General features: G+C 63.6%; 27 protein-coding genes, 1 tRNA gene and 1 other RNA gene. 12 read left to right on the top strand and 17 right to left on the bottom strand.

Annotated elements, in window-relative coordinates:
• Positions 1-9 precede the first annotated feature (9 nt).
• From ACBR42_RS09535 to ACBR42_RS09550, 4 genes are all read right to left on the bottom strand, one after another.
• Positions 10-771 (bottom strand): hypothetical protein, encoded by a 762-nt coding sequence (locus ACBR42_RS09535; protein ID WP_118962557.1) that lies wholly within the window; start codon positions 769-771, stop codon positions 10-12.
• A 69-nt stretch (positions 772-840) separates the two neighbouring features.
• Entirely contained in the window at positions 841-1,662 is an 822-nt protein-coding gene (locus tag ACBR42_RS09540; RefSeq protein WP_162900519.1) for an inositol monophosphatase family protein, read from the bottom strand.
• A 99-nt stretch (positions 1,663-1,761) separates the two neighbouring features.
• Positions 1,762-2,328, bottom strand: coding sequence for an elongation factor P (gene efp, locus ACBR42_RS09545; RefSeq protein WP_102325191.1), 567 nt, complete (start codon positions 2,326-2,328; stop codon positions 1,762-1,764).
• Between the two features lie 86 nt (positions 2,329-2,414).
• Positions 2,415-3,494, bottom strand: coding sequence for a lysine-2,3-aminomutase-like protein (locus tag ACBR42_RS09550; protein ID WP_371207841.1), 1,080 nt, complete (start codon positions 3,492-3,494; stop codon positions 2,415-2,417).
• 51 nt (positions 3,495-3,545) lie between these two features.
• Here ACBR42_RS09550 and epmA point away from each other — a divergent pair, with 51 nt between their 5' ends.
• On the top strand, positions 3,546-4,568 hold the full coding sequence (gene epmA / locus ACBR42_RS09555) for an EF-P lysine aminoacylase EpmA (RefSeq protein ID WP_371207842.1): 1,023 nt from the start codon (positions 3,546-3,548) through the stop codon (positions 4,566-4,568).
• A gap of 50 nt (positions 4,569-4,618) precedes the next feature.
• Here epmA and thiE read toward each other — a convergent pair whose 3' ends face one another.
• Both thiE and ACBR42_RS09565 read right to left on the bottom strand, forming a co-directional pair.
• Positions 4,619-5,245, bottom strand: coding sequence for a thiamine phosphate synthase (gene thiE, locus ACBR42_RS09560; protein WP_110547494.1), 627 nt, complete (start codon positions 5,243-5,245; stop codon positions 4,619-4,621).
• 58 nt (positions 5,246-5,303) lie between these two features.
• Positions 5,304-5,723 (bottom strand): hypothetical protein, encoded by a 420-nt coding sequence (locus ACBR42_RS09565; RefSeq protein WP_243705207.1) that lies wholly within the window; start codon positions 5,721-5,723, stop codon positions 5,304-5,306.
• A 56-nt stretch (positions 5,724-5,779) separates the two neighbouring features.
• Here ACBR42_RS09565 and ACBR42_RS09570 point away from each other — a divergent pair, with 56 nt between their 5' ends.
• The 5 genes from ACBR42_RS09570 (at position 5,780) to ACBR42_RS09590 (ending at position 8,053) form a co-directional block, all read left to right on the top strand.
• Complete coding sequence (locus ACBR42_RS09570) at positions 5,780-6,094, top strand: hypothetical protein (RefSeq protein WP_118962554.1); 315 nt, start codon at positions 5,780-5,782, stop codon at positions 6,092-6,094.
• 3 nt (positions 6,095-6,097) lie between these two features.
• Positions 6,098-6,439 carry a cell division protein ZapA gene (locus tag ACBR42_RS09575; RefSeq protein WP_102325196.1) on the top strand — a complete coding sequence of 114 codons (342 nt, stop codon included), beginning with the start codon at positions 6,098-6,100 and terminating at the stop codon, positions 6,437-6,439.
• A gap of 9 nt (positions 6,440-6,448) precedes the next feature.
• A non-coding RNA gene (gene ssrS / locus ACBR42_RS09580) (6S RNA) lies at positions 6,449-6,607 on the top strand.
• A 10-nt stretch (positions 6,608-6,617) separates the two neighbouring features.
• Positions 6,618-7,223 (top strand): 5-formyltetrahydrofolate cyclo-ligase, encoded by a 606-nt coding sequence (locus ACBR42_RS09585; RefSeq protein ID WP_110547491.1) that lies wholly within the window; start codon positions 6,618-6,620, stop codon positions 7,221-7,223.
• Positions 7,224-7,237: 14 nt separating this feature from the next.
• Positions 7,238-8,053 carry a TIGR00282 family metallophosphoesterase gene (locus tag ACBR42_RS09590; RefSeq protein WP_110547490.1) on the top strand — a complete coding sequence of 272 codons (816 nt, stop codon included), beginning with the start codon at positions 7,238-7,240 and terminating at the stop codon, positions 8,051-8,053.
• A 72-nt stretch (positions 8,054-8,125) separates the two neighbouring features.
• On the opposite strand, the gene ACBR42_RS09595 is transcribed toward ACBR42_RS09590, so the two are convergent.
• From ACBR42_RS09595 to ACBR42_RS09620, 6 genes are all read right to left on the bottom strand, one after another.
• Positions 8,126-9,580 (bottom strand): AMP nucleosidase, encoded by a 1,455-nt coding sequence (locus tag ACBR42_RS09595; protein ID WP_371207843.1) that lies wholly within the window; start codon positions 9,578-9,580, stop codon positions 8,126-8,128.
• A gap of 30 nt (positions 9,581-9,610) precedes the next feature.
• Positions 9,611-10,768, bottom strand: a complete 1,158-nt coding sequence (locus tag ACBR42_RS09600) for an energy transducer TonB (protein ID WP_371207844.1) — start codon at positions 10,766-10,768, stop codon at positions 9,611-9,613.
• A 138-nt stretch (positions 10,769-10,906) separates the two neighbouring features.
• Positions 10,907-11,698 carry an alpha/beta fold hydrolase gene (locus ACBR42_RS09605; protein ID WP_110547533.1) on the bottom strand — a complete coding sequence of 264 codons (792 nt, stop codon included), beginning with the start codon at positions 11,696-11,698 and terminating at the stop codon, positions 10,907-10,909.
• Positions 11,699-11,712: 14 nt separating this feature from the next.
• Complete coding sequence (locus tag ACBR42_RS09610; protein ID WP_371207845.1) at positions 11,713-12,753, bottom strand: NAD(P)H-quinone oxidoreductase; 1,041 nt, start codon at positions 12,751-12,753, stop codon at positions 11,713-11,715.
• A 217-nt stretch (positions 12,754-12,970) separates the two neighbouring features.
• Positions 12,971-14,431, bottom strand: coding sequence for a type I glutamate--ammonia ligase (gene glnA / locus ACBR42_RS09615; protein WP_102325201.1), 1,461 nt, complete (start codon positions 14,429-14,431; stop codon positions 12,971-12,973).
• A 121-nt stretch (positions 14,432-14,552) separates the two neighbouring features.
• Positions 14,553-14,891 carry a P-II family nitrogen regulator gene (locus ACBR42_RS09620; RefSeq protein WP_102325202.1) on the bottom strand — a complete coding sequence of 113 codons (339 nt, stop codon included), beginning with the start codon at positions 14,889-14,891 and terminating at the stop codon, positions 14,553-14,555.
• Positions 14,892-15,042: 151 nt separating this feature from the next.
• Here ACBR42_RS09620 and ACBR42_RS09625 point away from each other — a divergent pair, with 151 nt between their 5' ends.
• A complete protein-coding gene (locus ACBR42_RS09625; RefSeq protein WP_110547531.1) occupies positions 15,043-16,248 on the top strand; it encodes an aminotransferase in 1,206 nt (401 codons plus the stop codon).
• A 43-nt stretch (positions 16,249-16,291) separates the two neighbouring features.
• Positions 16,292-16,367, top strand: a tRNA-His gene (locus ACBR42_RS09630).
• Between the two features lie 19 nt (positions 16,368-16,386).
• Here ACBR42_RS09630 and ACBR42_RS09635 read toward each other — a convergent pair.
• On the bottom strand, positions 16,387-17,256 hold the full coding sequence (locus tag ACBR42_RS09635) for an SDR family oxidoreductase (protein ID WP_371207846.1): 870 nt from the start codon (positions 17,254-17,256) through the stop codon (positions 16,387-16,389).
• Positions 17,256-18,602 (bottom strand): hypothetical protein, encoded by a 1,347-nt coding sequence (locus ACBR42_RS09640; RefSeq protein WP_102325313.1) that lies wholly within the window; start codon positions 18,600-18,602, stop codon positions 17,256-17,258. Before ACBR42_RS09640 ends, ACBR42_RS09635 begins: the two co-directional genes overlap by 1 nt.
• Positions 18,603-18,831: 229 nt before the next feature.
• Between ACBR42_RS09640 and rplM the strand changes: the two genes are divergently transcribed.
• Both rplM and rpsI read left to right on the top strand, forming a co-directional pair.
• Entirely contained in the window at positions 18,832-19,314 is a 483-nt protein-coding gene (rplM, locus tag ACBR42_RS09645; protein WP_110547487.1) for a 50S ribosomal protein L13, read from the top strand.
• Between the two features lie 4 nt (positions 19,315-19,318).
• A complete protein-coding gene (rpsI, locus tag ACBR42_RS09650) occupies positions 19,319-19,822 on the top strand; it encodes a 30S ribosomal protein S9 (protein WP_102325205.1) in 504 nt (167 codons plus the stop codon).
• Positions 19,823-20,034: 212 nt separating this feature from the next.
• Here rpsI and ACBR42_RS09655 read toward each other — a convergent pair whose 3' ends face one another.
• Together ACBR42_RS09655 and ACBR42_RS09660 are read right to left on the bottom strand one after the other, a co-directional pair.
• Positions 20,035-20,316, bottom strand: coding sequence for a hypothetical protein (locus ACBR42_RS09655; RefSeq protein ID WP_371207847.1), 282 nt, complete (start codon positions 20,314-20,316; stop codon positions 20,035-20,037).
• Positions 20,317-20,333: 17 nt separating this feature from the next.
• The gene (locus tag ACBR42_RS09660; RefSeq protein WP_371207875.1) at positions 20,334-21,143 is read right to left on the bottom strand and encodes a DNA/RNA non-specific endonuclease; all 810 of its coding nucleotides are present in this window, start codon (positions 21,141-21,143) and stop codon (positions 20,334-20,336) included.
• A 95-nt stretch (positions 21,144-21,238) separates the two neighbouring features.
• Between ACBR42_RS09660 and ACBR42_RS09665 the strand changes: the two genes are divergently transcribed.
• Complete coding sequence (locus ACBR42_RS09665) at positions 21,239-21,421, top strand: hypothetical protein (RefSeq protein WP_102325207.1); 183 nt, start codon at positions 21,239-21,241, stop codon at positions 21,419-21,421.
• A 15-nt stretch (positions 21,422-21,436) separates the two neighbouring features.
• Here ACBR42_RS09665 and ACBR42_RS09670 read toward each other — a convergent pair whose 3' ends face one another.
• Positions 21,437-22,075 (bottom strand): hypothetical protein, encoded by a 639-nt coding sequence (locus ACBR42_RS09670; RefSeq protein ID WP_371207848.1) that lies wholly within the window; start codon positions 22,073-22,075, stop codon positions 21,437-21,439.
• Positions 22,076-22,756: 681 nt separating this feature from the next.
• Here ACBR42_RS09670 and ACBR42_RS09675 point away from each other — a divergent pair.
• Entirely contained in the window at positions 22,757-23,002 is a 246-nt protein-coding gene (locus ACBR42_RS09675; protein WP_102325316.1) for a hypothetical protein, read from the top strand.
• Positions 23,003-23,006 lie beyond the last annotated feature (4 nt).

Consider the following 23,006-nt stretch of genomic DNA (forward strand, 5'->3'; position numbering starts at 1 on the left):
GTGATTTCCTTAATGCGCAGATGAACCTGTAGTGTCCGAGGCCACCACACCGGAACGGGTGACGTCAATACAATCCGCGCCCGCACCATGCGCGTTTTCATCGGGCAGGCCGATGGCGCGGACATAGATGCGCGTGGGGGCCACGCCCGCATGGATCAGCACCGAACGCGCCGCCAGCCCGCGCGACAGCGCAACACGGCGGGGCGTGGACGGATCATCCTGCCGTCCCTCGCCATACGCGGCCACGATCACATGCTGGTCGGGCAGTTTCGCCATGACTGTGGCAAATGTTTGCAGGGCCGTAATCATGCGGGAATTCATGTCCGCCGACTGACTGGTGAAGTGCAGGCGCGTGCCGCCGGGAATCCGTTCCGCGCGTCCACGGGCATCAGGACTGGCCTTGACCTCCGGCGGGGGCGGGAAGGGATGCTGCGGGACATGCAGTTCCGGCGGGCGGAGCACGGGATTGTCAGGCGGCTTCGTGGCGATTGGTGGCAGCGATGCAAGGGCGGCAGGAGAGGCTATGGCGCTTGCGGGGGCATGGCTGCCCGGTACATCCCCGCCCGGACCCGTTGTGGTCGCGGTTGTGCCACCCTCATGCGGGGTAGCTGCGGGATGCTGGGGCGCGCCAAGGGCATCAAGCGCGCTCCTGCTGGTCGTAACCTGCGCATGCGTGGGCGTGGCCAGACCGCACAGCCCGCATGTGGCGACACCAAGCAGGGCCAGCCCATGCAGGGAACGTCGGAAGAAGGGAAGGGATAGATGCTGCATTGCCCCGGCAGGCTACCGGGGGACGGGGGATGCTGCAATCGGCAAAACAGGCCGGTTGCAGCATTGGCCTCAGTCGATGCTGCTGGCGACCAGTTCGCGCAACTGGGCGTGCAGGTGCGGGTTGCCCACCACCGCATCGATCGACGCGGGCAGGTCGTTCAGGTCTTCGCCCGCGGGATTGGTGGCGTAACCACCGGCCTCACGCACCAGCAGGATACCGGCGGCGCAGTCCCACGGCTTGATGCCCAGTTCCCAGTAACCGTCATACCGGCCTGCCGCGACCCATGCGAGGTCGAGTGCCGCAGCGCCGAATCGGCGGATGCCGGCCACCTGTGGCATGAGCGCGCCCAGCGTGCGGGCAAAGGACAGGCGGTTGCGGGCTGAAACCTTCGCAAACGGGATGCCGGTGGCGAACAGCGATTCCTGCATCGAACGACGGGCGGAGACGCGCAGGCGACGATCGTTGAGGAAGGCGCCCACGCCCTTTTCGGCCCAGAACATTTCGTTGGCGGCGGGGTTGTAGACCAGACCGGCCACGATCTCGATCGTGCCATCGGGCAGGCGGCGCTGCAGGCCGATGGAAATGGCCCAGTGCGGCAGCCCGTGCAGGAAGTTGGTCGTGCCGTCCAGCGGATCGACAACCCAGCGCCACGTCCAGCCTTCGCTTCCCGACGCACCGCTTTCTTCCATCAGGAAGGCATAGCCGGGGCGCGCGCGGGCCAGTTCCTCGTGAATGGTGGTTTCGGCCCGCAGGTCGGCCTGCGACACGAAATCGCCAGGGCCCTTGATGCTGACCTGAAGCTGCTCGACTTCGTTGAAGTCACGCAGAAGACGGCGTGCAGCCTTCTGGGCAGCGTTCTGCATCACCGTCATATGGGGAGAGAGTCGCATTGCCACGGTGATCGGTCCTGTCTGGTTCGTGCGGTGGGATGAAGGTAGGGGTCTGGAAAAGTGGCTGGCGCGGGACGACCCGCACCGGCCGGTGGGTGGTCAGGACTTGGCGCGCTCGACGTAGGTGCTGTCCTCGGTGCGGACCACGATGCGCTCACCCGCTTCGATGAAGGGGGGCACCATGGTCTTGACGCCATTGGACAGGCGCGCGGGCTTGTAGGACGAGCTTGCCGTCTGGCCCTTGACCACGGGATCGGCCTCGACCACCTCAAGCGTGACCTGCGCGGGCAGGACAACACCGACCGGGTCGCCTTCGACAAGGTTCAGGACCAGCGTCATGTTGTCCTGCAGGAACGGAGCCTGATCGCCCAGCAGTTCCAGCGGCAGCAGAAGCTGTTCGAACGTCTCGGGGTCCATCAGCACGATGTTGTCGCCGTCCATGTAGGAGTAGGTGTATTCCTTCTCCTCGGTCATCAGGCGTTCAACGGTGTCGGCGGTGCGCCAGCGTTCGTTGGTCTTGTTACCGGTCTTGAGGTCGCGCATTTCCACCTGGATGAACGCGCCGCCCTTGCCCGGGGTGATGATCTGCTGCTTCAGGACCGTCCAGCGACGGCCGTCGTGCTCAATAACCTGTCCGGCGCGGATCAGGTTTGCCTGCTGCTTCATGGTGGTCCCTGTAATGGTTGTGGGAAGTATGGCGGTTCGGCTTCTAGCGTCCCCGGCGCGGAAGGGCAAGGTTGCGCGCTGTCTTTTCAGCCCCGTTCCCGTGCAAGCCGGTGGATTGCGCCATCGGGTGCCGTGACCCGCAGGTAGCCGTCCGCCCCGGTATGCAGGTAGTCGGGCGCTATGGGCACCTTGCCGTACCCACCCGGAATATCGATCACATAGGTTGGCCATGCAATACCCGTGACCCGCCCGCGCAGGGAAGCCAGCAGGCGCTGCCCCTCGCGGATGGGTACATGGAAACGCGCGGTGCCCGGTGCGGGGTCAAGCTGGTGCAGGTAATACGGGCGGATGCGGGCCGAGACCTGCGCGCGCAGCAGGGCTTCCAGCGCATCGGGCGTGTCATTGACCCCGCGCAGCAGGACCGACTGGCCCAGAACGGGAATGGCGTGGGCCTGCACCCGGCGGATGGCCGCGCGCGCCTGTGGTGTCAGTTCCCGGGCGTGATTGATATGCGCCACCACCCACATGGAGCGCGTGGTGTCCAGCGCATCGGCCATGGCGTCGTCCAGACGCGCGGGGTCCGCCACCGGCACGCGGGTATGGATGCGGATGGTGTGGATATGATCCATCGTTTCCAGGGTCGCGATGATGGCGCGCATGCGGCGTGGCGAGAGCATGAGGGGATCACCCCCCGTCATCACGACTTCATGAATGTCCGTATGCATGCGCAGCCAGTCCAGCGCGCGGGCCAGCGCCGCATCGTCCAGCACCCCGCCGCCGGGGCCGACATGTTCGCGGCGGAAGCAGAAGCGGCAGTATAGCGGGCAGACCAGCAGCGGCTTGAGCAGCGCGCGGTCGGCATAGCGATGCACGATGCCCGGTACGGGAGAAAGGGCGTCATCACCGATCGGGTCCGGGTCTTCCACCGCTTCGGTATGGCATTCGGCGGCATCGGGGATGACCTGCCGCCCGATCGGGTCGTCGGGCGTCTCGATCAGGGCGGCAAAAGCGGGGGGAATGGCGGTGGCATACTGCCGGGCCACCTGTTCCAATTCCGGTGCCTGTTCTGGCGTGACCAGACCCGCATCAAGCAGGTCCGCCACGCTGCGCAGCGTGCGGCGGGCGTCCGTGCGCCGGGGTGTGGAAGGGTTGACCGTGGATGTCATGCCGGGGCTGTACTGCGCCGCCGTATTCGCTGCAACCGGAGATCCCGTCCCATGCCCGATTCTGTCTGTTCCCGTCCCGATCCGGCCCGCATTGCCGACCGGCTGCCCTTCCTTGTGCGGCGCAACCTTGTGCTGCGTGGCGTGCGGGCGTTTTTCGATGCCCGTGGCTACATGGAAGTGGAAACGCCCTACGCGGTTCCGACTCCGGGTGAGGAAGTACATCTGAAGGTGTTCCGCACGGAACGCGAGCGGGTGGACGGCACGGTTGAGCCGCTCTGGCTCCATACCAGCCCCGAATTCGCCATGAAGCGCATCGTGGCGGCAACGGGCCTGCCCGTGTACCAGCTTGCGCGCGTGTGGCGGAACGCGGAAGGCAGCAGGCTGCATGCGCATGAATTCACCATGCTGGAATGGTACCGGCCCGGCGCGACGCTTGCGACGCTGATGGACGAGACGGAAACCCTGCTGCGTGCGGTCCTGCCCCCCAGTGTCGGGGTGGGGACGGATACCATCGCTATCGCAGCCCCGTTTGAACGGCTGAGCGTGGCGGAAGCATTCCTGCGTCATGCGGGCGTGGATATTCTGGCAACCGAAGGGGATGCCGCTGCTCTGGCCGCAGCCGCGGGCTGCGCATTACGTAAGGACGAGACGTGGGAGGACCTGTTCTTCCGCCTGATGATGGCCTGCGTCGAACCGCATATCGGTCGTACGCGGCCCACATTCCTGACGCACTGGCCCGCAAGTCAGGCCGCCCTTGCCCGCCGGGACCCGGCAGACCCGCGCGTGGCGCTGCGTTTCGAGCTTTATGCAGGCGGAATCGAGCTTGCCAATGCGTTCGAGGAACTGACTGACAGCACCGAACAGCGCCAGCGTTTTGCACAAGACCGCGCACGGCGGGCCGGACTGTATCCCGACGTTGCGGGACTGGACTGGAAGCTGGACGAAGCCTTCCTTGCGGCGCTGGACAGCCTGCCGCCGTGCGCAGGCATCGCACTGGGCTTTGACCGGCTGGTGATGCTGGCTGCTGGCACGCTCCGTATTGCCGATGTGCAGTGGATGGGCGACGGGGCATAGCCATGCCGCCGCGCTGCGGGTGATGGCGGCCTTTGGGGTGCGGTCGCGGTTCAGGCGGCGTCGATGGCGGCGTTCATCGCCCGCACACCAGCGCCGGGTCCATCGGGATGGGACCAGACGGCGCTGATGACGCACAGGAAATCCGCCCCCGCCTGCACCAGCGGCGCGCAGTTGGCTGGCGTTATGCCGCCAATGGCCACGACTGGCAGTTCGATCATGCTGCTCCACCACGTCAGCAGGGCCGGATCGGCACGGACTTCCGTTTCCTTGGAGGGTGAAGGGAAGAACGCGCCAAAGGCTATGTAGTCAGCCCCTTCCTCACCCGCGCGCAGGGCCATGTCACGGCTGTCATAGCATGACACGCCCAGTTGCAGGTCATCGCCCAGCACACGGCGGGCTTCGGCCACGTCCATGTCTTCCATACCCACATGCGCGCCGTCACAGCCGCAGGCAACGGCCAGATCAGGGCGGTCATTGAGGATGAAGGCGACATTGCGCGCATGCGCCACGGGCTGGAGCACCGCCACGGCATGGCGGATGGCGTCGTCCGTCACGTTTTTCAGGCGAAGCTGGACGGCGGCAACGGGGCCGGCATCCAGCGCTTCGGCCAGAAGGGGGGCGAACGCCACGGGATCGAGCGATTCGGGCGTGATGAGGTAAAGCTGGCAATCGGTCATGTCGGGTCGATCCTATGCCACCGCGCGGGCGGCGAACACCCCCCGCATGGGCGTCGTGTCACGTCAGGTTACGGGCGCACAGGTATCGTTCCAGCGTGTCGCATGCGTTACGCGCCGGAAGGTCCAGCGCCACGGGGCGGCGGGACAGCACATGCCCGCCCGTGGCCTGCGCCAGCGATGCAAGCGCATGTTGCTGCGCGGGCGTTGCGCTGACAATCACATGCTTCATGCCCGCACGCAGGGCCGCTGCGGCATGGCCCGCGGCCTGTCCGCAGTCCAGCATGGAAGGCAGGGGGCAGCCAGCCGTAAGGGCGGCCCACCATGGCACCCCCATGAAACACCCCGCGCCCGGTGGCGAAACCACTGCGCAGTCCACACGTAATGAGGCCACCACCGCCATGACCTGCGCCAGATCCCGCGCGCAGCTAATGACCACATGCGGAAGGTCGGGCACACAATGGTCTTGTTTGTCGATCATGCTTGACGTTGAAACGCCATCGCGCGATCAGTTCAAGGGGAGGAATGCGGGAAAGGATGAACGTGTCTGACATTATCATGCCACCGGAGCACGACATGGCGCACACGCCTTCGGATGCCGGGCCTGCTGATACAGGCCCTGCGGAAAACGGCCAGAACCGGCATCATGACCAGAACCCGGCCGACCGCCTTGAACTGGCGCTGAACCGCATTGCCTTTGCCCTTGACCGTCGTGCCGAACTGGCATCCGTGGCCCGTCCGTCCGCCCCGGATACGGACCTGCAGGCGCTTGCCGCCAATATCGACGCCCTGATCGCCCGCGTGCGCGATGTGCTGGGCGATGAAGGCCGACTGATCGGTGGGGAGGGTTAGCGCATGGCGCAGGTGACAGTACGCATCAACGGCTTTTCCTATCCCGTGGGATGCAAGGAAGGGCAGGAGAAGCATCTTCAGGCCATGGCGCAGGAAGTCGAACGCCGGATCGAGCGTATCCATGCGCTGGGTGGTCATAGCGGGGAAGGGCGGCTTCTGGCCCTTGCGGCCCTGCTCATGGCCGATGAGATCCATGATCTGAAGGCCGAAAAGATGTCCTCTGATACCGCCCACCAGCTTGCACAGGGCAGGCAGGCGCGAATCGAGAACGAGCGGCGGACCGAGCAGCTTGCCCATCTGGTCGAGCGTGCGGAAAGCATTGCAGCCGCCATGGAAGAGGACTAGAATGAAAGGGCGGGGCTACCGGGTGCGTCAGGCATGATTCAACCCCTGGGCCGATAAGCACTTCCTAGGGAGCTGGCACTGTCGTGATCGTGGTCACGTTACCTGGCGCCCACCTGCGTCAGCAGGTCCGGGAGGGCTGATCCGACCAACGGCCACGGTGGCTCCGTATTATGGTTTCATGACTTCTCCTGAATCCTGGCCTGTCACGCACGCCAAGCAGGCCCTGCGTGGCGTCATGTCCGCGCGCAGGCGCACATTCTTTTCCAGCCCCGACCGGGAAGCGGCTGAATACAGCCTGCACCGGCGCATGGTGCGTACCCTGCGTGGCATGGCCGGGGCGGGGGACTGCATCGCTCTGGTCTGGCCGCTGCCCGGTGAAAGCGACCTGCGCCCCGTGATGCAGGCCCTTCATGCCGATGGCCTGTGCATCGCCCTGCCAGAAGTTACCGCGAAACGTCGCCCGCTTACCTTCCGCCTGTGGCAGCCGGACTGCGTCATGCAGCCGGGCCATCATGGCACCTGCCACCCCGAAGGGCCGCCGGTGCAGCCCGATGTGGTGTGCGTGCCGCTGCTGGCGTTTGACAGGCGGGGCATGCGGCTGGGATATGGCGGTGGGTATTACGATCGCACGCTGGCCGCGCTGCCGCGTGCGCGCGCCATGGGGTTCGGCCTGTCCTTTCAGGAAGTGACATGCATTCCCACGGGGCTGTATGACGTGGCTTTGCCCGCGATCGTGACCGAACGTGAACTGATCCGGTGTCGTGGTGACAGGCGGGCGCGGTAAAAAAGGCTGTTTTCTTGAGAATTCTGTTTCTGGGTGACATCGTGGGCCGTGTCGGGCGCGAGGCTGTTCTTTCCCGTCTTCCGACCCTGCGGCGTGACCTTGCCCTCGACCTTGTGGTGGTGAATGGCGAAAATGCAAGCCATGGCTTCGGCCTTTCCCCCGCCATTGGCCGGGATCTGCTGGAAGGGGGAGCGGATGTCATCACCCTGGGCAACCATAGCTGGGACCGCCGTGACCTGATCGGCCATATCGGCAGCGAACCGCGCATTATCCGACCCGCCAATTACCCCCCCGGCACGCCGGGGCAGGGGAGCGTGGTTGTGGAACTGGTGGACGGGCGCAAGGCGCTGGTCGCCAGTGTCATGGGCCGTCAGTTCATGGATGCAATGGATGATCCTTTCCGGGCGGTCACGGATATCCTGTCACGCCACCGGCTGGGCGTAACCGTACAGGCCGCCGTGGTGGACGTGCATGCCGAAGCCACGAGCGAGAAATGGGCCATGGGCCATTTCCTCGACGGTCGGGTTTCGCTTGTGATCGGAACCCATACCCACACGCCTACGGCGGATCACCGCATCCTCAACGGTGGTACGGCGTTCCAGACCGATGCGGGTATGTGCGGCGATTATGACAGTGTGATCGGCATGGGCAAGGATGCGGCCATCGCGCGTTTCGTGCGCAAGATGCCCGGTGAGCGCCTGCAACCTGCCGAAGGGGAAGCCAGTATCGCGGGCATGATGGTTGAAACCGATGATGCGACCGGCCTGGCCCGCCGCATGGCCCCGGTGCGTCAGGGTGGGCATCTGGCCCCGACATTGCCTGATTTCTGAAAAACCCGCCCCGGGTCGGGGCATGGGGCAGAAAGCCGCCTTGCCTCCGGTCCTCCGGCTTCCCCTTTCCTTCTAGCGGAAAGCCGGTTCGTCAAACCCGCGCAGCTTGCGTGAATGGAGTCGGTCCACGCCCTGCGCGCGAAGCTGCTGCATGGTTTCGATTCCCACCACCAGATGCTGGCGCACGCGTTCGCGGTAGAACGCATTGGCCATGCCGCGCAGCTTCAGTTCCCCATGCAGCGGCTTGTCCGATACGCATAACAGCGTGCCGTAGGGCACGCGGAAGCGGAAGCCATTGGCGGCGATCGTGGCCGATTCCATGTCCACCGCAATGGCGCGGGACGTGTTGATGCGGGTGAACAGGGCGTTGAGCCGCAGTTCCCAGTTACGGTTATCCGTCGTCATGACCGTGCCGGTACGCAGGCGGGTCTTGACCTCCGCATCGTGCAGGCCGGTGACGCGCGCGGTCACGTCCTGCAGGGCGACCTGCACTTCGGCGATGGGGGGGACGGGTACCCATGGCGGCAGGTCGTCATCCAGCACATGGTCATCGCGCAGGTAACCGTGCGCCAGCACGTAATCACCCAGCTTCTGGCTCCGGCGCAGGCCCGCGCAGTGCCCGACCATAAGCCAGCAATGCGGGCGCAGCACGGCCAGATGGTCGGTAATCGTCTTGGCGTTGGCAGGTCCCACACCGATGTTGATGAGGGTGATGCCATCCCCATCCGGGCGGCACAGGTGGTAGGCGGGCATCTGCGGCAGGCTCTGGCCCGCATGGGTCGCCATATGGGGTGTGTCGCGGGTGTGGATGATCTCGCCGGGTTCCATGAAGGCGTTGTATTCCGTCCCGCCATCGACCTGCGCATGGCCATATTCACGAAAGGCATCGACATAACGCTGATAGTTGGTCAGCAGGATGAAACGCTGGAAATGACGTGGGGCGGTGCCGGTATAGTGGTGCAGGCGCGCCAGTGAGTAATCCGTGCGCGCCGCCGTGAACAGCGCCAGCGGGCGCGGCACGCCGGGACGGGGGATGTAGTCGCAGTTGGCGATCGAATCATCGGTTACGTGCAGGTCCGGCAGCGCGAAGTGCGACTGGATCCATGTCAGGTCCGATTCCGTTAGGGACGTGACCGCTTCTTCCATCACGTAGGACAGGGGAATGGGCTGGCGGGAGCGCCCCACCATTACCGGGGCCTGATAATGGTGCAGCAGCCCTGCGATCTGTTCGCGCCAGTAATCGGCGAACAGGGCGGGGCGCGTCAGGGTGGTGCCGTAGAAGCCCGGTTCCAGTACCACGTCAAAGGGCGGGCGCGGCCCGTCGGGTGGCAGCGGGGCCTGTGGTGCGAAGGCAAGGTAGGGATAGACCGCATCCGCTAGACCCGTCGTATCGCGTGTGGAGAAAGCATGCCGGATCAGGCTGGCGGCGTGGTCGTACAGGGCGGTGATATGGGCGACGGCCGCATCGGCGCTGTCAAAGGTACGGAAGTCACGCCCTGCCTTTTGCAGGAATCCGGCTGTGTCCATGCTGCGAAATCTCCCTGCTGTATGCTGCGCCTAGCGACGGATGAGAATGTAGTTGATGGTCAGGTCGATGGGGAAGGTATCGCCCTTCATGTCTGGCGGCACGGGCGGTAGCTGGGCGTTGCGGAACATGCCCACCGTCGCCGCATCCAGATAATAGGAACCGGACTGCCCGGTCAGCCGCACCTTGGTCACATGCCCGTCGCGGTCCAGTTCCACATGCACCGACGATGGCCCTTCCTCGCCCGCGCGGGCGGCTTCTTCGGGGTAGTACATGTGGCTGCGGATCCAGCGGTCCAGTTCGTTGCCATAATCGTCGCTGACCCCCTTGATCTGGGTGCTGGAGGAATAGGGGGCATTGATCTTGCCGTTGCTGACCACGGGGCCAAGCGACAGGTCAATCGGCCCGCCCGTCCCGCCCGCGCGCCCATGCTGGCTGCGTCGCGGCAGGGGGGATGCCGAAAGCGACCAGTTCATCGGGTGATGGAGCGGGGCATAGGCGTTGGGGGACTGGTTATGCGCCTGCTGTGCCGCGCGCTGGCCATGGCCGGAGGTCTGCATGGAGGGATTGAACTGGTCGTGCTGTTCCGACTGCGGCACGGACAGGTCGGATGGCGCCTCGCTCAGCGGTGGGCTGGATGGGGTCTGCTCTGTGGGCGTGTTGGCGGAGGGGGACGAATCCTCCGGGTTCTGCGGGGTGTCGGGTGTTTTCTGCTGCGATGTGGGCTGCTGCTGGTCCTGCTGCGGATGCTGCGCGTTCTGTCCCCCCGCCATGTCGGGCGACGACTGGCCCTGCAATCCGCTGGAGGTGGGCGGGGAGAAGACCATCTCCACCTGCGGTTCGGACTGCGTGGCGTCAGGCGAGCCGTGCTGGCTGTGATGGGCGGATTCGATCAGGATGGCTGCCAGCAGTGCTGCGTGCAGCAGGCCCGATGCGGCGATGGTCCGTCCCGGCCCGGGCGTTTCCACCGTGTCGGGACGGATCAGGCCCGACAGCATGGGACGCAGTTTGCGGTAGCCGGGTGGCTGCGCCACAACCCCGCCAGGCCGCAGGCGTTCGCGTTCGGGCGGGGAAGACATGTCCTGTCCACCCGCGGGCGGCTGGCTGTCGTTCCCGCGCGGGCCATGTGGGATCAGTACGGGCTCCACGGCATTGCGCCACCGGGAGGAGGGACTGAGTGTCGCCGTCATGAAAGGCTACGGGTCTCCGCCATGTTGGTCTGTTGTGGGGGCCGCGTGCCTGCCTGCCCTGTTATAGCATTTATGTCATCAGCATAACTGACGCAGGGAGCCGGTCTGTCAAGGACCGGATGTGTAACGGAAGGGGCTTCAATACTTTTCAGTAAAATTTTCCAGTAATTGCGCAAATCGCTGTGGATTTTCGACATGCAGCCAGTGTCCCGCCCGTTCGATCAGTTCCAGCCGGTAGCACGGAAACAGCCTGCGCATGATGGCATAATGCTCGGGCCGGATATAGGGCGAATTCCCCCCCGCCAGGAACAGCGTCGGGCCGGGATAGGTATAGCCTTCAGGGATATAGGGCCAGCTTTCCACATTGGGCATCGAGTCCACGATTTCGCGCAGGCCGATGCTCCAGTGCGGGTTTTCGCCAAGCTGTATGTTCTGCAGCATCAGCGCGCGCACATCGGCATTGGCGATGTAATGCTGCAGCAGGCTGTCCGCCCCCGCGCGGTTGAGGAAGGGGGGGAAATGCACGCGCAGCATCTGTTCGCCCAGCCCGAACTGGCCATGGCCGGTGCGGGCGGGCGGAATATCGGCCACCAGCAGGCTGTGCACCATGCCCGGACGCGTCAGCGCCAGCGTCATCGCAACTTTTCCGCCCATGGAATGACCAACCAGCGTCGCGGGCAGGGCGTTATGGTGGCCCAGCGTTTCCAGCAGGTCGCTGGCCATGGTGTTGTAGTCCATCAGGCCATGCGGGCTGTCCCCGTGGTTGCGCAGGTCAACGGCCAGCGTACGGCGGGTGACGGCCAGCCGACGCTGGAAAAAGCCCAGATTGCGTGCCCGCCCGAACAGCCCGTGCAGCAGGACAATGGGCGGCCGTGCCGCGTTGTCATGCCCTGCTTCCTCGGGGCCGCGTTCGATAACGTTCAGTAGCACCAACTCTGTTCCTATTATCCTGCCGTGACGGTGGATGACTGCTGGAGATCCAGCATGATCTTGCCCATGTGCGACCCGTTTTCCATGAGTTTATGGGCATCGGCAACCCGCGCAAAGGGGAAGGTGGCATGGATGAGCGGACGCACCGCCCTGCGTGCCAGCAGGGGCCATACATGTTCTTCAAGCTGGCGGGCGATTTCAGCCTTGTAGGCGGCATCGCGCGGGCGCAGCGTGCTGCCGGTCACGACCAGCCTGCGGGTCATGATGCGGGCAAGGTTGACGCCGTCCGCCTTGATGCCGCCCTGAAGCGCAATGATGACCAGCCGCCCGTCTATTGCCAGAGAACGCAGGTTACCCTCCAGATAGGATGCGCCAATCATGTCCAGTATGACATCTACGCCGCGCCCGTCCGTCAGTTCCTTGATGCGCGCGGCAAAATCCCCGGTCCGGTAATTGATGGCCGCTTTTGCCCCCAGTGCGGTGCATAGCGTGCATTTGTCATCCGTACCGGCGGTGGCGTAGATTGTGCCGCCCATTGCCCGCACAAGCTGGATGGCCGCCGTGCCGATCCCGCTGGTGCCACCATGGACCAGCACGCTGTCCCCCGCCTTGACCCCGGCCAGCATGAACAGGTTGGACCAGACGGTAAAAAAGGTTTCGGGTATGGCGGCGGCGTGGATGGCGTCATAGCCCGCGGGCCACGGCAGGCACTGCCCCACGGGCACGGTGCAGTACTGCGCATAGCCGCCACCATTGACCAGCGCGCAGATGCGCGCGCCCATGGCGGGAAAGACGCCGGGCGGCACGTCCGGGCCGATGGCCACGACTTCCCCGGAAATTTCCAGCCCCATGAGCGGACTGGCCCCCGGCGGGGGCGGATACAGCCCCTGACGCTGCATGATGTCAGGGCGGTTGATGCCCGCGGCCATGACCCGCACCAGCACTTCCCCCGCCTGAGGACGGGGAACCGGCAGGATGGAGAGGCGCAGGGAATCCGGGCCGCCGGGTTCGCCGCATGTAATGGCCTGCATGGTGTCGGGAACGTGCTGGGTCATGTCTGTCCTCCTGTGGGTATAGCATGCCGCATGTGAACGCTCAGGTGTAGGCGATATGGGCGACAGCTACAGCAGGCAGGTGCGGGAATCGAGCAAACGTGTGTTTGCCGGACCCGGCCATGTCCGGCGCATGGTAGCGGCCGGATATGAAAAGGGCGCCGGGACCTGAATGGTCCCGACGCCCCTGTCCGAAGGCTTTCCGTAAAGGGAAGCGGTATCAGACGGAGTAGTACATCTCGAATTCGGCCGGATGCGGGGTGTGCTCGAACTTGAAGACGTCCTGCCACTTCACTTCACAGTAGCTTTCGATCTGGTCCTTGGTGAACACGCCGCCTGCCAGCAGGAACTCGTGATCGGCTTCCAGCGCCGTCAGGGCTTCGCGCAGGGAACCCGCAACGGTCGGGATCTGCTTCAGCTCTTCGGGGGGCAGGTCATACAGATCCTTGTCCATGGCGTCGCCAGGGTGGATCTTGTTCTTGATGCCGTCCAGGCCAGCCATCAGCATGGCTGCGAACGCAAGGTAGGGGTTCGCCGTCGGATCGGGGAAGCGGACTTCGACGCGCTTCGCCTTCGGGCTGGTGGCGTAGGGGATACGGCACGAAGCCGAACGGTTACGCGCGGAATAGGCCAGCAGCACAGGCGCTTCGAACCCGGGGATCAGGCGCTTGTAGGAGTTGGTGGACGGGTTGGTGAAGGCGTTCAGCGCCTTGGCGTGCTTGATGATGCCGCCGATGTAGTACAGCGCCTCATCCGACAGGTCGGCATAGCCGTTGCCGCCGAATGTGGGCTTGCCGTCGCGCCAGATGGACTGGTGCACATGCATGCCCGAACCGTTGTCGCCATAGATCGGCTTCGGCATGAAGGTTGCCGTCTTGCCGTAGGAATGGGCGACGTTGTGCACGCAGTACTTGTAGATCTGCATGAAGTCGGCCGACTTCACCAGCGTCGCGAACTTCGTGCCCAGCTCGTGCTGCGACTGCGCGACTTCGTGGTGGTGCTTTTCGATGGGCAGGCCCATCTCGCCCATCGTGGTCAGCATTTCGGCGCGCAGGTCGCCTTCGCTGTCCACCGGGGCCACGGGGAAGTAGCCGCCCTTGACGCCGGGACGATGGCCCATGTTGCCTTCGGGATAGTCCTTGAGCGACGCGCCGGGGCCTTCGATGCTGTCCAGCTCATAGGTGCCGAAGTTCGGGCCGGTGCCGAAGCGCACGCTGTCGAAGATGAAGAATTCGGCTTCGGGGCCAAAGAAGGCGGTATCGCCCAGACCGGTCGACTGCAGGTACTGCTCGGCCAGCTTGGCGGTCGCGCGCGGATCGCGGTTGTAGAACTGCCCCGTGGACGGCTCGACAATGTCACAGATCAGGATGAGCTGCGGCTTGGCGGAGAACGGGTCCATCACGGCCGTTGTCGGGTCAGGCAGCAGGATCATGTCGCTTTCGTTGATGGCTTTCCATCCGGCGATGGACGAACCGTCAAACATGAAGCCTTCGCGGAAGGTGTCTTCCTCGATCGTGGTGACATACTGGGTGGTGTGGTGCCACTTGCCACGCGGATCGGTGAAACGCAGGTCAACCATTTCGACCGCGTTTTCCTTGATGATTTCAAAGACCTTCGCGACGGCGTCGGCGGAATGCGACGGCGCGGAGGCCGAGGCAGATGCCTGTGCTTTTTTTGCCATGTTAAATTACCTGTCCTGACTTTAGTGTGCCGTTCCATGCGGCGCGGCAGCTATGGTTACGGAAACGTAAGGCCGCTGTCGATAGGCTACAGACATGGTATCCATGTCTGGATGCATCGTCTCAGACCGCGTCGGCCCCCCGTTCACCCGTACGGATGCGGATCACGTCGGACACGGGGGTTACAAATATCTTGCCATCCCCGATACGCCCCGTGCGGGCCGCGGTCATGATTGCTTCTATGGCGCGTTCGGTCATGTCGTCGGGGCATACGATTTCCAGCTTCACCTTGGGCAGGAAGTCGATGATGTATTCGGCGCCCCGGTACAGTTCCGTATGGCCCTTCTGCCGCCCGAAGCCCTTGGCTTCGATAACGGTAATGCCCATCAGTCCGATTTCATGCAGGGCATCTTTCACCTCGTCGAGCTTGAAGGGCTTGATGATGGCTTCGATCTTGTTCATGCCGCTGTATGGTCTTTCGTCTCGGGGCGGTGTCTGTACGCCGTAATTTGGCGGCGACAGGGTTGCACGGCTTTGGATTTCAGGCAATCGGATGATATGGCAAAAACAGCGCGTCAGCGCAGCCACACGCCCGCACGATCAGGATGCCACGATGAAACCGACGAACTCCATGCTTTCGGGGCTGCCGACAACCATTTTCTCCGTCATGTCGGCTCTGGCCGTGGAACATGACGCCATCAATCTGGGGCAGGGTTTCCCGGATACGGAAGGCCCCATGGACCTGATCGAGGCCGCCGCCGCGGCCCTGCGTGACGGGCGCAACCAGTATCCGCCACTGGCGGGGATACCCGAACTGCAGCATGCGGTGGCGCGGTCCAATGCGCGATTTTATGGAATCGCGGTCGATCCCCTGCGCGAAGTCGTGGTGACGTGTGGCGCGACGGAAGCCATTACCGCCTCGCTCATGGCGCTGGTCAATCGCGGGGATGAGGTGGTGGTGTTCGAACCGTTATATGACACCTACCTGCCCGTGCTGGAAATGCTGGGGGCGGTAGTGCGCACGGTGCGCCTTGCCCCGCCGCACTGGGACCTGCCGCGCGCGGAACTGGCCGCAGCCTTCACGCCCCGCACCAAGGTCGTGCTGCTCAATACCCCGATGAACCCCACAGGCAAGGTCTTTACCCGTGAGGAACTTGAGTTCATCGCCGGGCTTGTCGCCCGTTACGATGCCTATGCGGTGTGCGACGAGGTGTATGAACACCTGACATTCGCCCCCGTCCGGCATCAGCCGCTCATGGCGCTGCCGGGCATGCGTGACCGCACGATCCGCATCGGCAGCGCGGGCAAGAGCTTTTCCATGACCGGGTGGAAGGTCGGCTACGTCACGGCGTCCGCGCCGCTGGCGGCCCTGGTGGCCAAGGCGCACCAGTTGCTGACCTTCACGGTCGCCCCCAACCTGCAACGCGCCGTGGCCATCGGGCTGGACAAGGACAGCGCCTATTTCGAGCGGCTTTCCGAAGGCATGCGTTCTGCCCGCGACTGGCTGGCTGAAGGGCTGGGCCGCGCCGGGTTCGACGTCCTGCCATGTGATGGCAGCTATTTCCTTATCGCCGATATCACGCCGCTGGGCTTTACCGGCGGTGATGTCGCCTTCTGCCGCCAGATGGTGCGTGATGTAGGGGTCGCGGCCATTCCGGTCTCGGCTTTCTATGACGCGCGTGGCACGGACATACCCGATCGTTTCGTCCGCTTTGCCTTTTGCAAGAAGACAGGCGTGATCGCATCCGCCGTGCAGCGCCTGCGGCTGGTACGCGAAAAACTGTGTGCAGGAAATGTTGCAGAAATTCAAAAAGGGTAATTGACGCGCCTGCGCGGTTTTACTAAATGACTGCGCAGTTGTGGCGGACGTAGCTCAGTTGGTAGAGCGCCGGTTTGTGGTACCGGTTGTCGCGGGTTCGATCCCCGTCGTTCGCCCCAACCTGTATTTTCCCTGAAATTACGAATCTGCTCTCTGCTGGCCGAATGTCCAGACCAGTCCGGCTGCGAGCGTGACGGGCTGTAGCCCGAGCTGTGCGCGCATGGGTTCGATATCGAAAATCTTGTCTTCCAGCAGGCGCCGGATTTCAGCGGGCGTGATGCGCGGCAGTCCGGGCAGGCGTAACCGCGCCAGCGCCATGAGGGCGGCACCCGGCATGGGAATGACCCCGCGCGGGCGCAGTCCTGCCGCGCGCGCGACCTGACGTGTAAAATCGCGGTAGGCAACCTGATCCGCTCCCGCAATCACCAGTTCATGCGGCCCATTCCATTGCCGGTCCAGTGCCGCGATGAGGGCGCGTGTCACATCCCCCTGCCAGATGGGCTGGATCAGCGCACGGCCCCCACGGGGCAGCGGCAGGACGGGAAGGCGGCGCATCAGGGTGGCCAGACGCTGCACGTTATCTTCCCCCTGCGCGCCATAGATCATGGTGGGGTGCAGCAGCACGCCATGACGGCCCGAACGGGTGAAGGCCCGCGCCCCTTCCATCACGCCGTGCGCATGGGCGTCCGGCCAGCGGGTGAAAATGCGCGTGCTACCCAGCGCGACAATCCGGGCATTGATGGGAGCTGCGGCCAGAACGGCGGGCAGGTGGCGGGCATGGGCCGTCAGGACGATGGACGTGGCATCGGCCAGTGCTGCCCGCAGGGTTGCCGGATTTTGCTCCAGACGGGCGATGCGGGCACTGGCTGCCAGTCCGGTTGCCTGCCAGCGGGGCAGGCTGCGTACGACCGGCACGATGGAACGTCCCTGCGTGGTCAGGGCATGACAGAGCGCCAGACCGGAACGGCCGGTGGCCCCGATAATATGGATCGGGGCTGTGCCGGGCATCAGGGTGTGGAGATGGTCAGGCCCAGCGGGGCTGCGACTGACGGGTCGCCCGCCATGGACAGGGCGACGCCCAGCATCATGAGGTTGACCGGCTTCATCGGGCGCAGTGCGATCTGGAGCGGGTGGTCCAGCGGAGATTGCAGGAAACGGCCCATGGCGCGCATCGACGCATCATCGGACGTGTTCAGCGCGGTCAGCAGGTTCTGGCGGTAGCTGTCCACATCCACGCCCCGGCTTTTGGCCAGACCGGCCACCACATGGCCTGCCAGCGACCTGTCATCCCATGTCAGCGCGGCGGAGACGACGCGGGCGGTTTCGGGGATGATGGCCATGTCGTCAAAGGGGATCTGGTCCAGTTCGGCCACCATGCTCAGCTTGCCCATATCCGGCGCATCGATGGTCAGCGGTTCTAGATGCAGGCGGCCCGCGCTGCGGTCGCTGGTGCTGCTGGCATGGATGTTGCCGGTGAAATGGTCATAGCCGAAGGCGTTGAGGATGGAAGGATTGTCCGTGCCGGTGGACCAGACGGTCAGGTTGCCCAGCGTCGTGTCCATCTTGTCCTCCGTCTCGGTGGAGAAGCGCGATGTGGTGACATGATCGATCTGGAGCATGGGGTGGGTGCTGTCGATTTCCACCTTCTTCAGGTCCATCGTCTGCGGATGGCTTTCATGGATCAGGTGGCCCGACTGGATCAGGCTTGCGACCTCACCGGCGAAATCGGGACCGTCAAGTTTGATGTGGTCGATCGAGATGCGGCGCGTCGGCGTCAGGTTGATCTGGGTCGCCAGCCGGTCCAGATCGAGGCTGGACGACCGGCCAAGCCCGTACTGTCCCACCACCATGCGGCCAACCGTGATGTCGGTCTGGCTGCCGGGCACAGCCAGGTGCAGGTTGGTGAAGGTGCCCCGGTCCAGAACAAGGGAATCGAAACCCAGCGGGCGGGCCACGTTGGCGGTGGCGCGCACGGTATTGGGCAGGACAAGGCTGTCCAGCGCCACCTGATCCAGCGAGATCGTGCTGTCTGCCGTCATGACCTTGACATCGCGCAGCACCAGGCTGCCGATCTTCTCGCCCTGCACGTTATTGCCGGTCAGCCCGCCCAGACGCACATCGGCTGCCGTCAGCGTCAGGGTCGGGTTATGATAGGTGACGGCCGTGAAATGCGCGCCGCGCGCCAGCGTGCGCGGCCGGGCGGTGGCATAGCTGAACGTGGCGTCAGGCCCGAGGGAGGCGCGGAAGTCGGCAATGCCGGCTTCAAGCCTGTGCTGGGCGAAATGGTGCACCCCCCAGCCGCCGACAAGCAGCACCAGTACAAGCAGGGGAATGGCGGGATAGAGTTTCTTCACGAGCCTGACATCCGTAATGACCTTGGGGAGTGCTATCGCATTCCGGCCCCGTTCGGCAATCGCCTGAGGGGAAGGTTGGGTGGGAAAGCTGGCGGTATCATGATACCACATGCCGTTTTTTACCGGAAAAATGCCACCTGAGGGGATTATGTCCTTGACGTTTGCGTTGCGTACGGATGATAACGCGCCACCCGTTACCGCTACATTATCTGGACGGAACACTGAATCCATGAAGACCACACTCTCGCTGAAACCCGCAGAGGTGACGCGTGGCTGGACCCTGATCGACGCCGAAGGCCTCGTTCTCGGTCGCCTCGCCGCCATCATCGCCCAGCGCCTGCGCGGCAAGCACAAGCCCCAGTTCACCCCGCATGTTGATTGCGGCGACAACATCGTCGTCATCAACGCCGAGAAGATTCATCTGACCGGCAACAAGGTGGACCAGAAGCTGTTCCATTATCACACCGGCTATCCCGGCGGGATCAAGGAACGCACGATCACCCAGCGCCTGACCGGCAAGAACCCCGGTCATGTCGTGCGCAAGGCGGTCGAGCGTATGATCACCCGTGGTCCGCTGCAGCGTGCGCAGATGAAGCACCTGTACGTCTATGCCGGTAGCGAACACCCGCATGACGGGCAGCAGCCGCAGGTTCTCGATGTTGCATCGCTGAACCGCAAGAACGCCGTCAACACCCAGAAGTTCGGGGCCTGAACATATGTCTGAAACTCAAGAGCGTACAGGCACGCTGGCCGATCTGAAGGATGCGGTTGCGTCCGGTCAGGTTGTTTCCTCCCAGGAAGCCGCACCCGTCTACGAAGCAAAGCGCGATGCCCAGGGCCGTTCCTATGCCACGGGTCGCCGTAAGGACGCGGTAGCCCGCGTGTGGATCAAGCCGGGCAAGGGCGACATCATCGTCAATGGCCGTCCGGTCGGCACCTACTTCGCCCGTCCGGTCCTGCGCATGCTGATCACGCAGCCTTTCCTGGTTGCCGACCGCTACAACCAGTTCGACGTGTACTGCACCGTCGTCGGTGGTGGTCTGTCCGGTCAGGCCGGTGCGGTCCGTCATGGCATCAGCCGCGCGCTGACGCATTACGAGCCCGCACTGCGCAGCATCCTGAAGGCTGCAGGCTTCCTGACGCGCGATTCGCGTGTTGTTGAACGTAAGAAGTACGGTCGCGCCAAGGCACGTCGTTCCTTCCAGTTCAGCAAGCGCTGATCCTGCTTTTTCCGCCCCTGCGGGTGGATACAGGTTTTGCAGAAGGGTCGGTCCAGTCATGGACCGGCCCTTTTGTGCATCAGGCCCCTGTGGTTACAGGGGGCCAGATCCGGAACCGGCGGCCTCCGGTCCCGATCCGGTCGGATGCGCAGGCTTCAGGTGCCCGGTCGGGCTGCACGTGGGCGCGAAAGGTCTGCCCGTCCTGTTCGCGTTCAGGCAAACGGATTCGGTATCCTGCCCGGTTTACGGGGCGGCAGGCTGTCAGGCAGGTCTTTCTGGGCGGAAAGCGTGTCCACCACCTGCTGGAAAAACGCCAGCAATGCCTGCGCGCGTTCCAGTCCGGCCCTGTCACGGTCCAGATCGGTCTGGCCGTAAAACGCGATGCTGTCAGTGCCATTTTCAACGGTCATGCCCCCAATGGTGCGGCTGGCGCTGTTATCGGCAAAGGGAACAAGGGGTGCCGGTGTATCGGCGCTGGGACGATGGGTGGTCATGGGCCTCTCCTTTTTCCTTACCAGACGGGACGGGCATGGCGGCTGTGCCGCTTGCGGCCTGTATGGCCGAAGGGAAGCGTCATGCATGTCTGTTTCATACCTGCGGGCAGGGCAGGAAAAGGATCAACCCCCGTAATACGGGTCAGTCGCGCCACGCTGACGTAACTGCAACGCGGATTGCGCGGCACGTTATGGCACACATACACCCCTGTCTGTTGTCTGCGCGGGTCGTAGACCGCTTTCCATGTCGATGTCGGGACCATGACCCGATCCGGCCCGATGGTCGCAATGGTACGGGCATGGAAGGCTGGTCCTGTCACGACGTACAGTCCCCCTTCACGTAGGGCCAGCCTGCGTACCGCCGATTCGATTTCCGCCCACCGGCCCCGGTTCAGTTCCGCGCGCTGGGGCACGATGTTGGACAGGGCGAAGGATTCCGCCTGCGTCTGCCTGTCCGGCATGTCACCTGATGGCGCCATGTGGCCACGGTCAAAGCCGGAGCGGACATAGTCGGCCAGTTCCGCGCGTGAACCGGGCGGCAGGCGGGTATCTGGATGGAAATCGCCTTCGCGCGGGGTTGCCATTGCAGCGCGTACCGTGGTGGCATCAAGATGCTCCGCCGCCCATAGCGGTTCGCGCGCCACCCCGGAATACAGCACCGCGAATCCGCTGTTGCACAGGATCTGCGTCTGTCGGGCCAGTTGGACCCGGTCCAGAATGGGCAACTGATGCCCGGCCCCGAAATCAGGGCAGTCCTGAGCCCGTGCGGCAGGACTGCCGATAACTGCCAGCAGGCAGACAGGCAGGAAAAGGAAGCGGCGTATCATACGCATGATGCGGAAGTATCGGGCACAGGGGTGGTGTTATCCATCTTGTCTGGCAAAACAGACGCCTATCACTGGATTATGGATGGAGCAGGGCAATGAGCAGGCGATCTGATGTCCCCACAGACCCGCAGCAGGGTGCTTTTGTCCTGCATCGTCGCGAACAGCCCCCTACACCCGTGCAGCGCAGGGCGCGTATGGCCTTGCGTGTGGTTACGGTGCTGCTGCTGGCCGTGATGCTGATCGATCTGGCGGCAAGACTGCTGCGGCACGGACCATGACGGTCAGCCCCGTGATCAGGGCTGGTCAGTGCGGGATGCCGCGTCGGATGGTGGCGGCAGGTCTGCCGATGAATCGTGATTTTTGGCGAGGGCGATGGTGACATCCAGGGTTTCCTGATTGACCACCGTATCAAACTCCCGGTCTACCCACGGGTTCTGGGCTGCTGCCGCCATCTCGCCAAAACGCGGGTGGTTCCAGTCGATCCGGTCATGGGCCTGCCGTGTCATGTCAAAAGCCAGCATCGGGTGGCGCGTGCCATCCGGGGCGATATAGGACCACGTAAACCGGCAGCGGGCAGGCGCGCCGCTCTGGGTGAACAGCGTATGGACAAAGCCGGGCGTTGTATCGGTCTGGAACGTGTTCATCAGGTAATGCGGTGCCTGCTGCTCCAGTGCAGGCGTGACCTGACTGTTGAAGATTCCCTGATGGATCATCTCCGGCATATGGGCCAGAAAAACTGTCTGGTTCAGGGTGATGTCCACCTGACACGGCGTGCTCTGGGTAAAGCGGGTTTCGACCCCCCACGCATGGGCAGTGGTCTCCTTACCAACGATCGGCGCGGGATAGGCGGGAGCGGCCTGCGTGCTGGTCGTCTGGCTGGTGAAGGCAAGGCAAACCGCCAGTGCAGTGCCCCACGTTGCGCGACGAAGCATGGGGCGTGATGACGGGAAGGAATGATGTGTCAGGCAAGGCAAAGCGGCACCTGTCCGTTGGTTACATGATGGAAGGAAAATGCTTCCCGCCCTTTCTGTCATGAAGGGGCAGAAGATGACAGTCCTGCCCGGTAGGGGCAGCCATCATCGCCCGTCGGTCCCCGGCTTTTCTCAAGTTTCCTGCCAGTCAGGGTAGGAAACTGTTTCCGCCCATCCGGCTTCATGCCCGGTATCTGCTCGGTCATCCGCCGGGGACGTGTCAGTCAGGACTTCTTTTTCGCATCCCGGCCTTTCGATGCCAGAGCGCCTTCGTCTGTACCGTAAAGATATATTTTACGTTAATAATAATTTCTTTTCTGGCATGATGTGGATGTATTGTTTCAGTGTCGATCCGTATGGTCCGTGTCCAGCCATGGAAATGCCATAATAACGGGTTTGATAGCGCCCGTTCAGAAATGGATGGCAGGTCCGTAATGTCGATCCGGTTAAAGATATACAGTTTTTTGCAGTATATTTCTTTTGGAAAATCATGCGCCTGTGGAACTTCTTCCCTTTTTGCTGCGTTAGCGCGGTCACAATAACCCAAACAGCAGAATATGCCGCAAACGGCATGTTGGCAGCTTATCTGGAACGGAGATGCGCGGGCCTGTCAGGACCGTCGGCATCTCAGGGCAGGAAATGATGTTCGATTCAAAGATTATAGAAGTAGATGGCGTGTTTGTGGGGGCGGCAATCATTACCGGCATTGCCACATCGCTGCGCTTTTATGCGACCCATGAAAGCGTACGCTCGCTTCACAACGCCATCCTGCCGGATCTGGCGGCCCTGCGGCATCGTGTCACGGCAACATTCCGCCGCATCGGCACACAGGGCGGTGTGCGTGGGGATGTAAGGCAGATTGCGGGGCCCCGTCCGGCGCAGTCCTGACATG

Origin of the sequence: Komagataeibacter sp. SM21, from assembly GCF_041402665.1 — a bacterium.
In the GTDB taxonomy this organism is placed as follows: Bacteria; Pseudomonadota; Alphaproteobacteria; order Acetobacterales; family Acetobacteraceae; genus Komagataeibacter; species Komagataeibacter saccharivorans.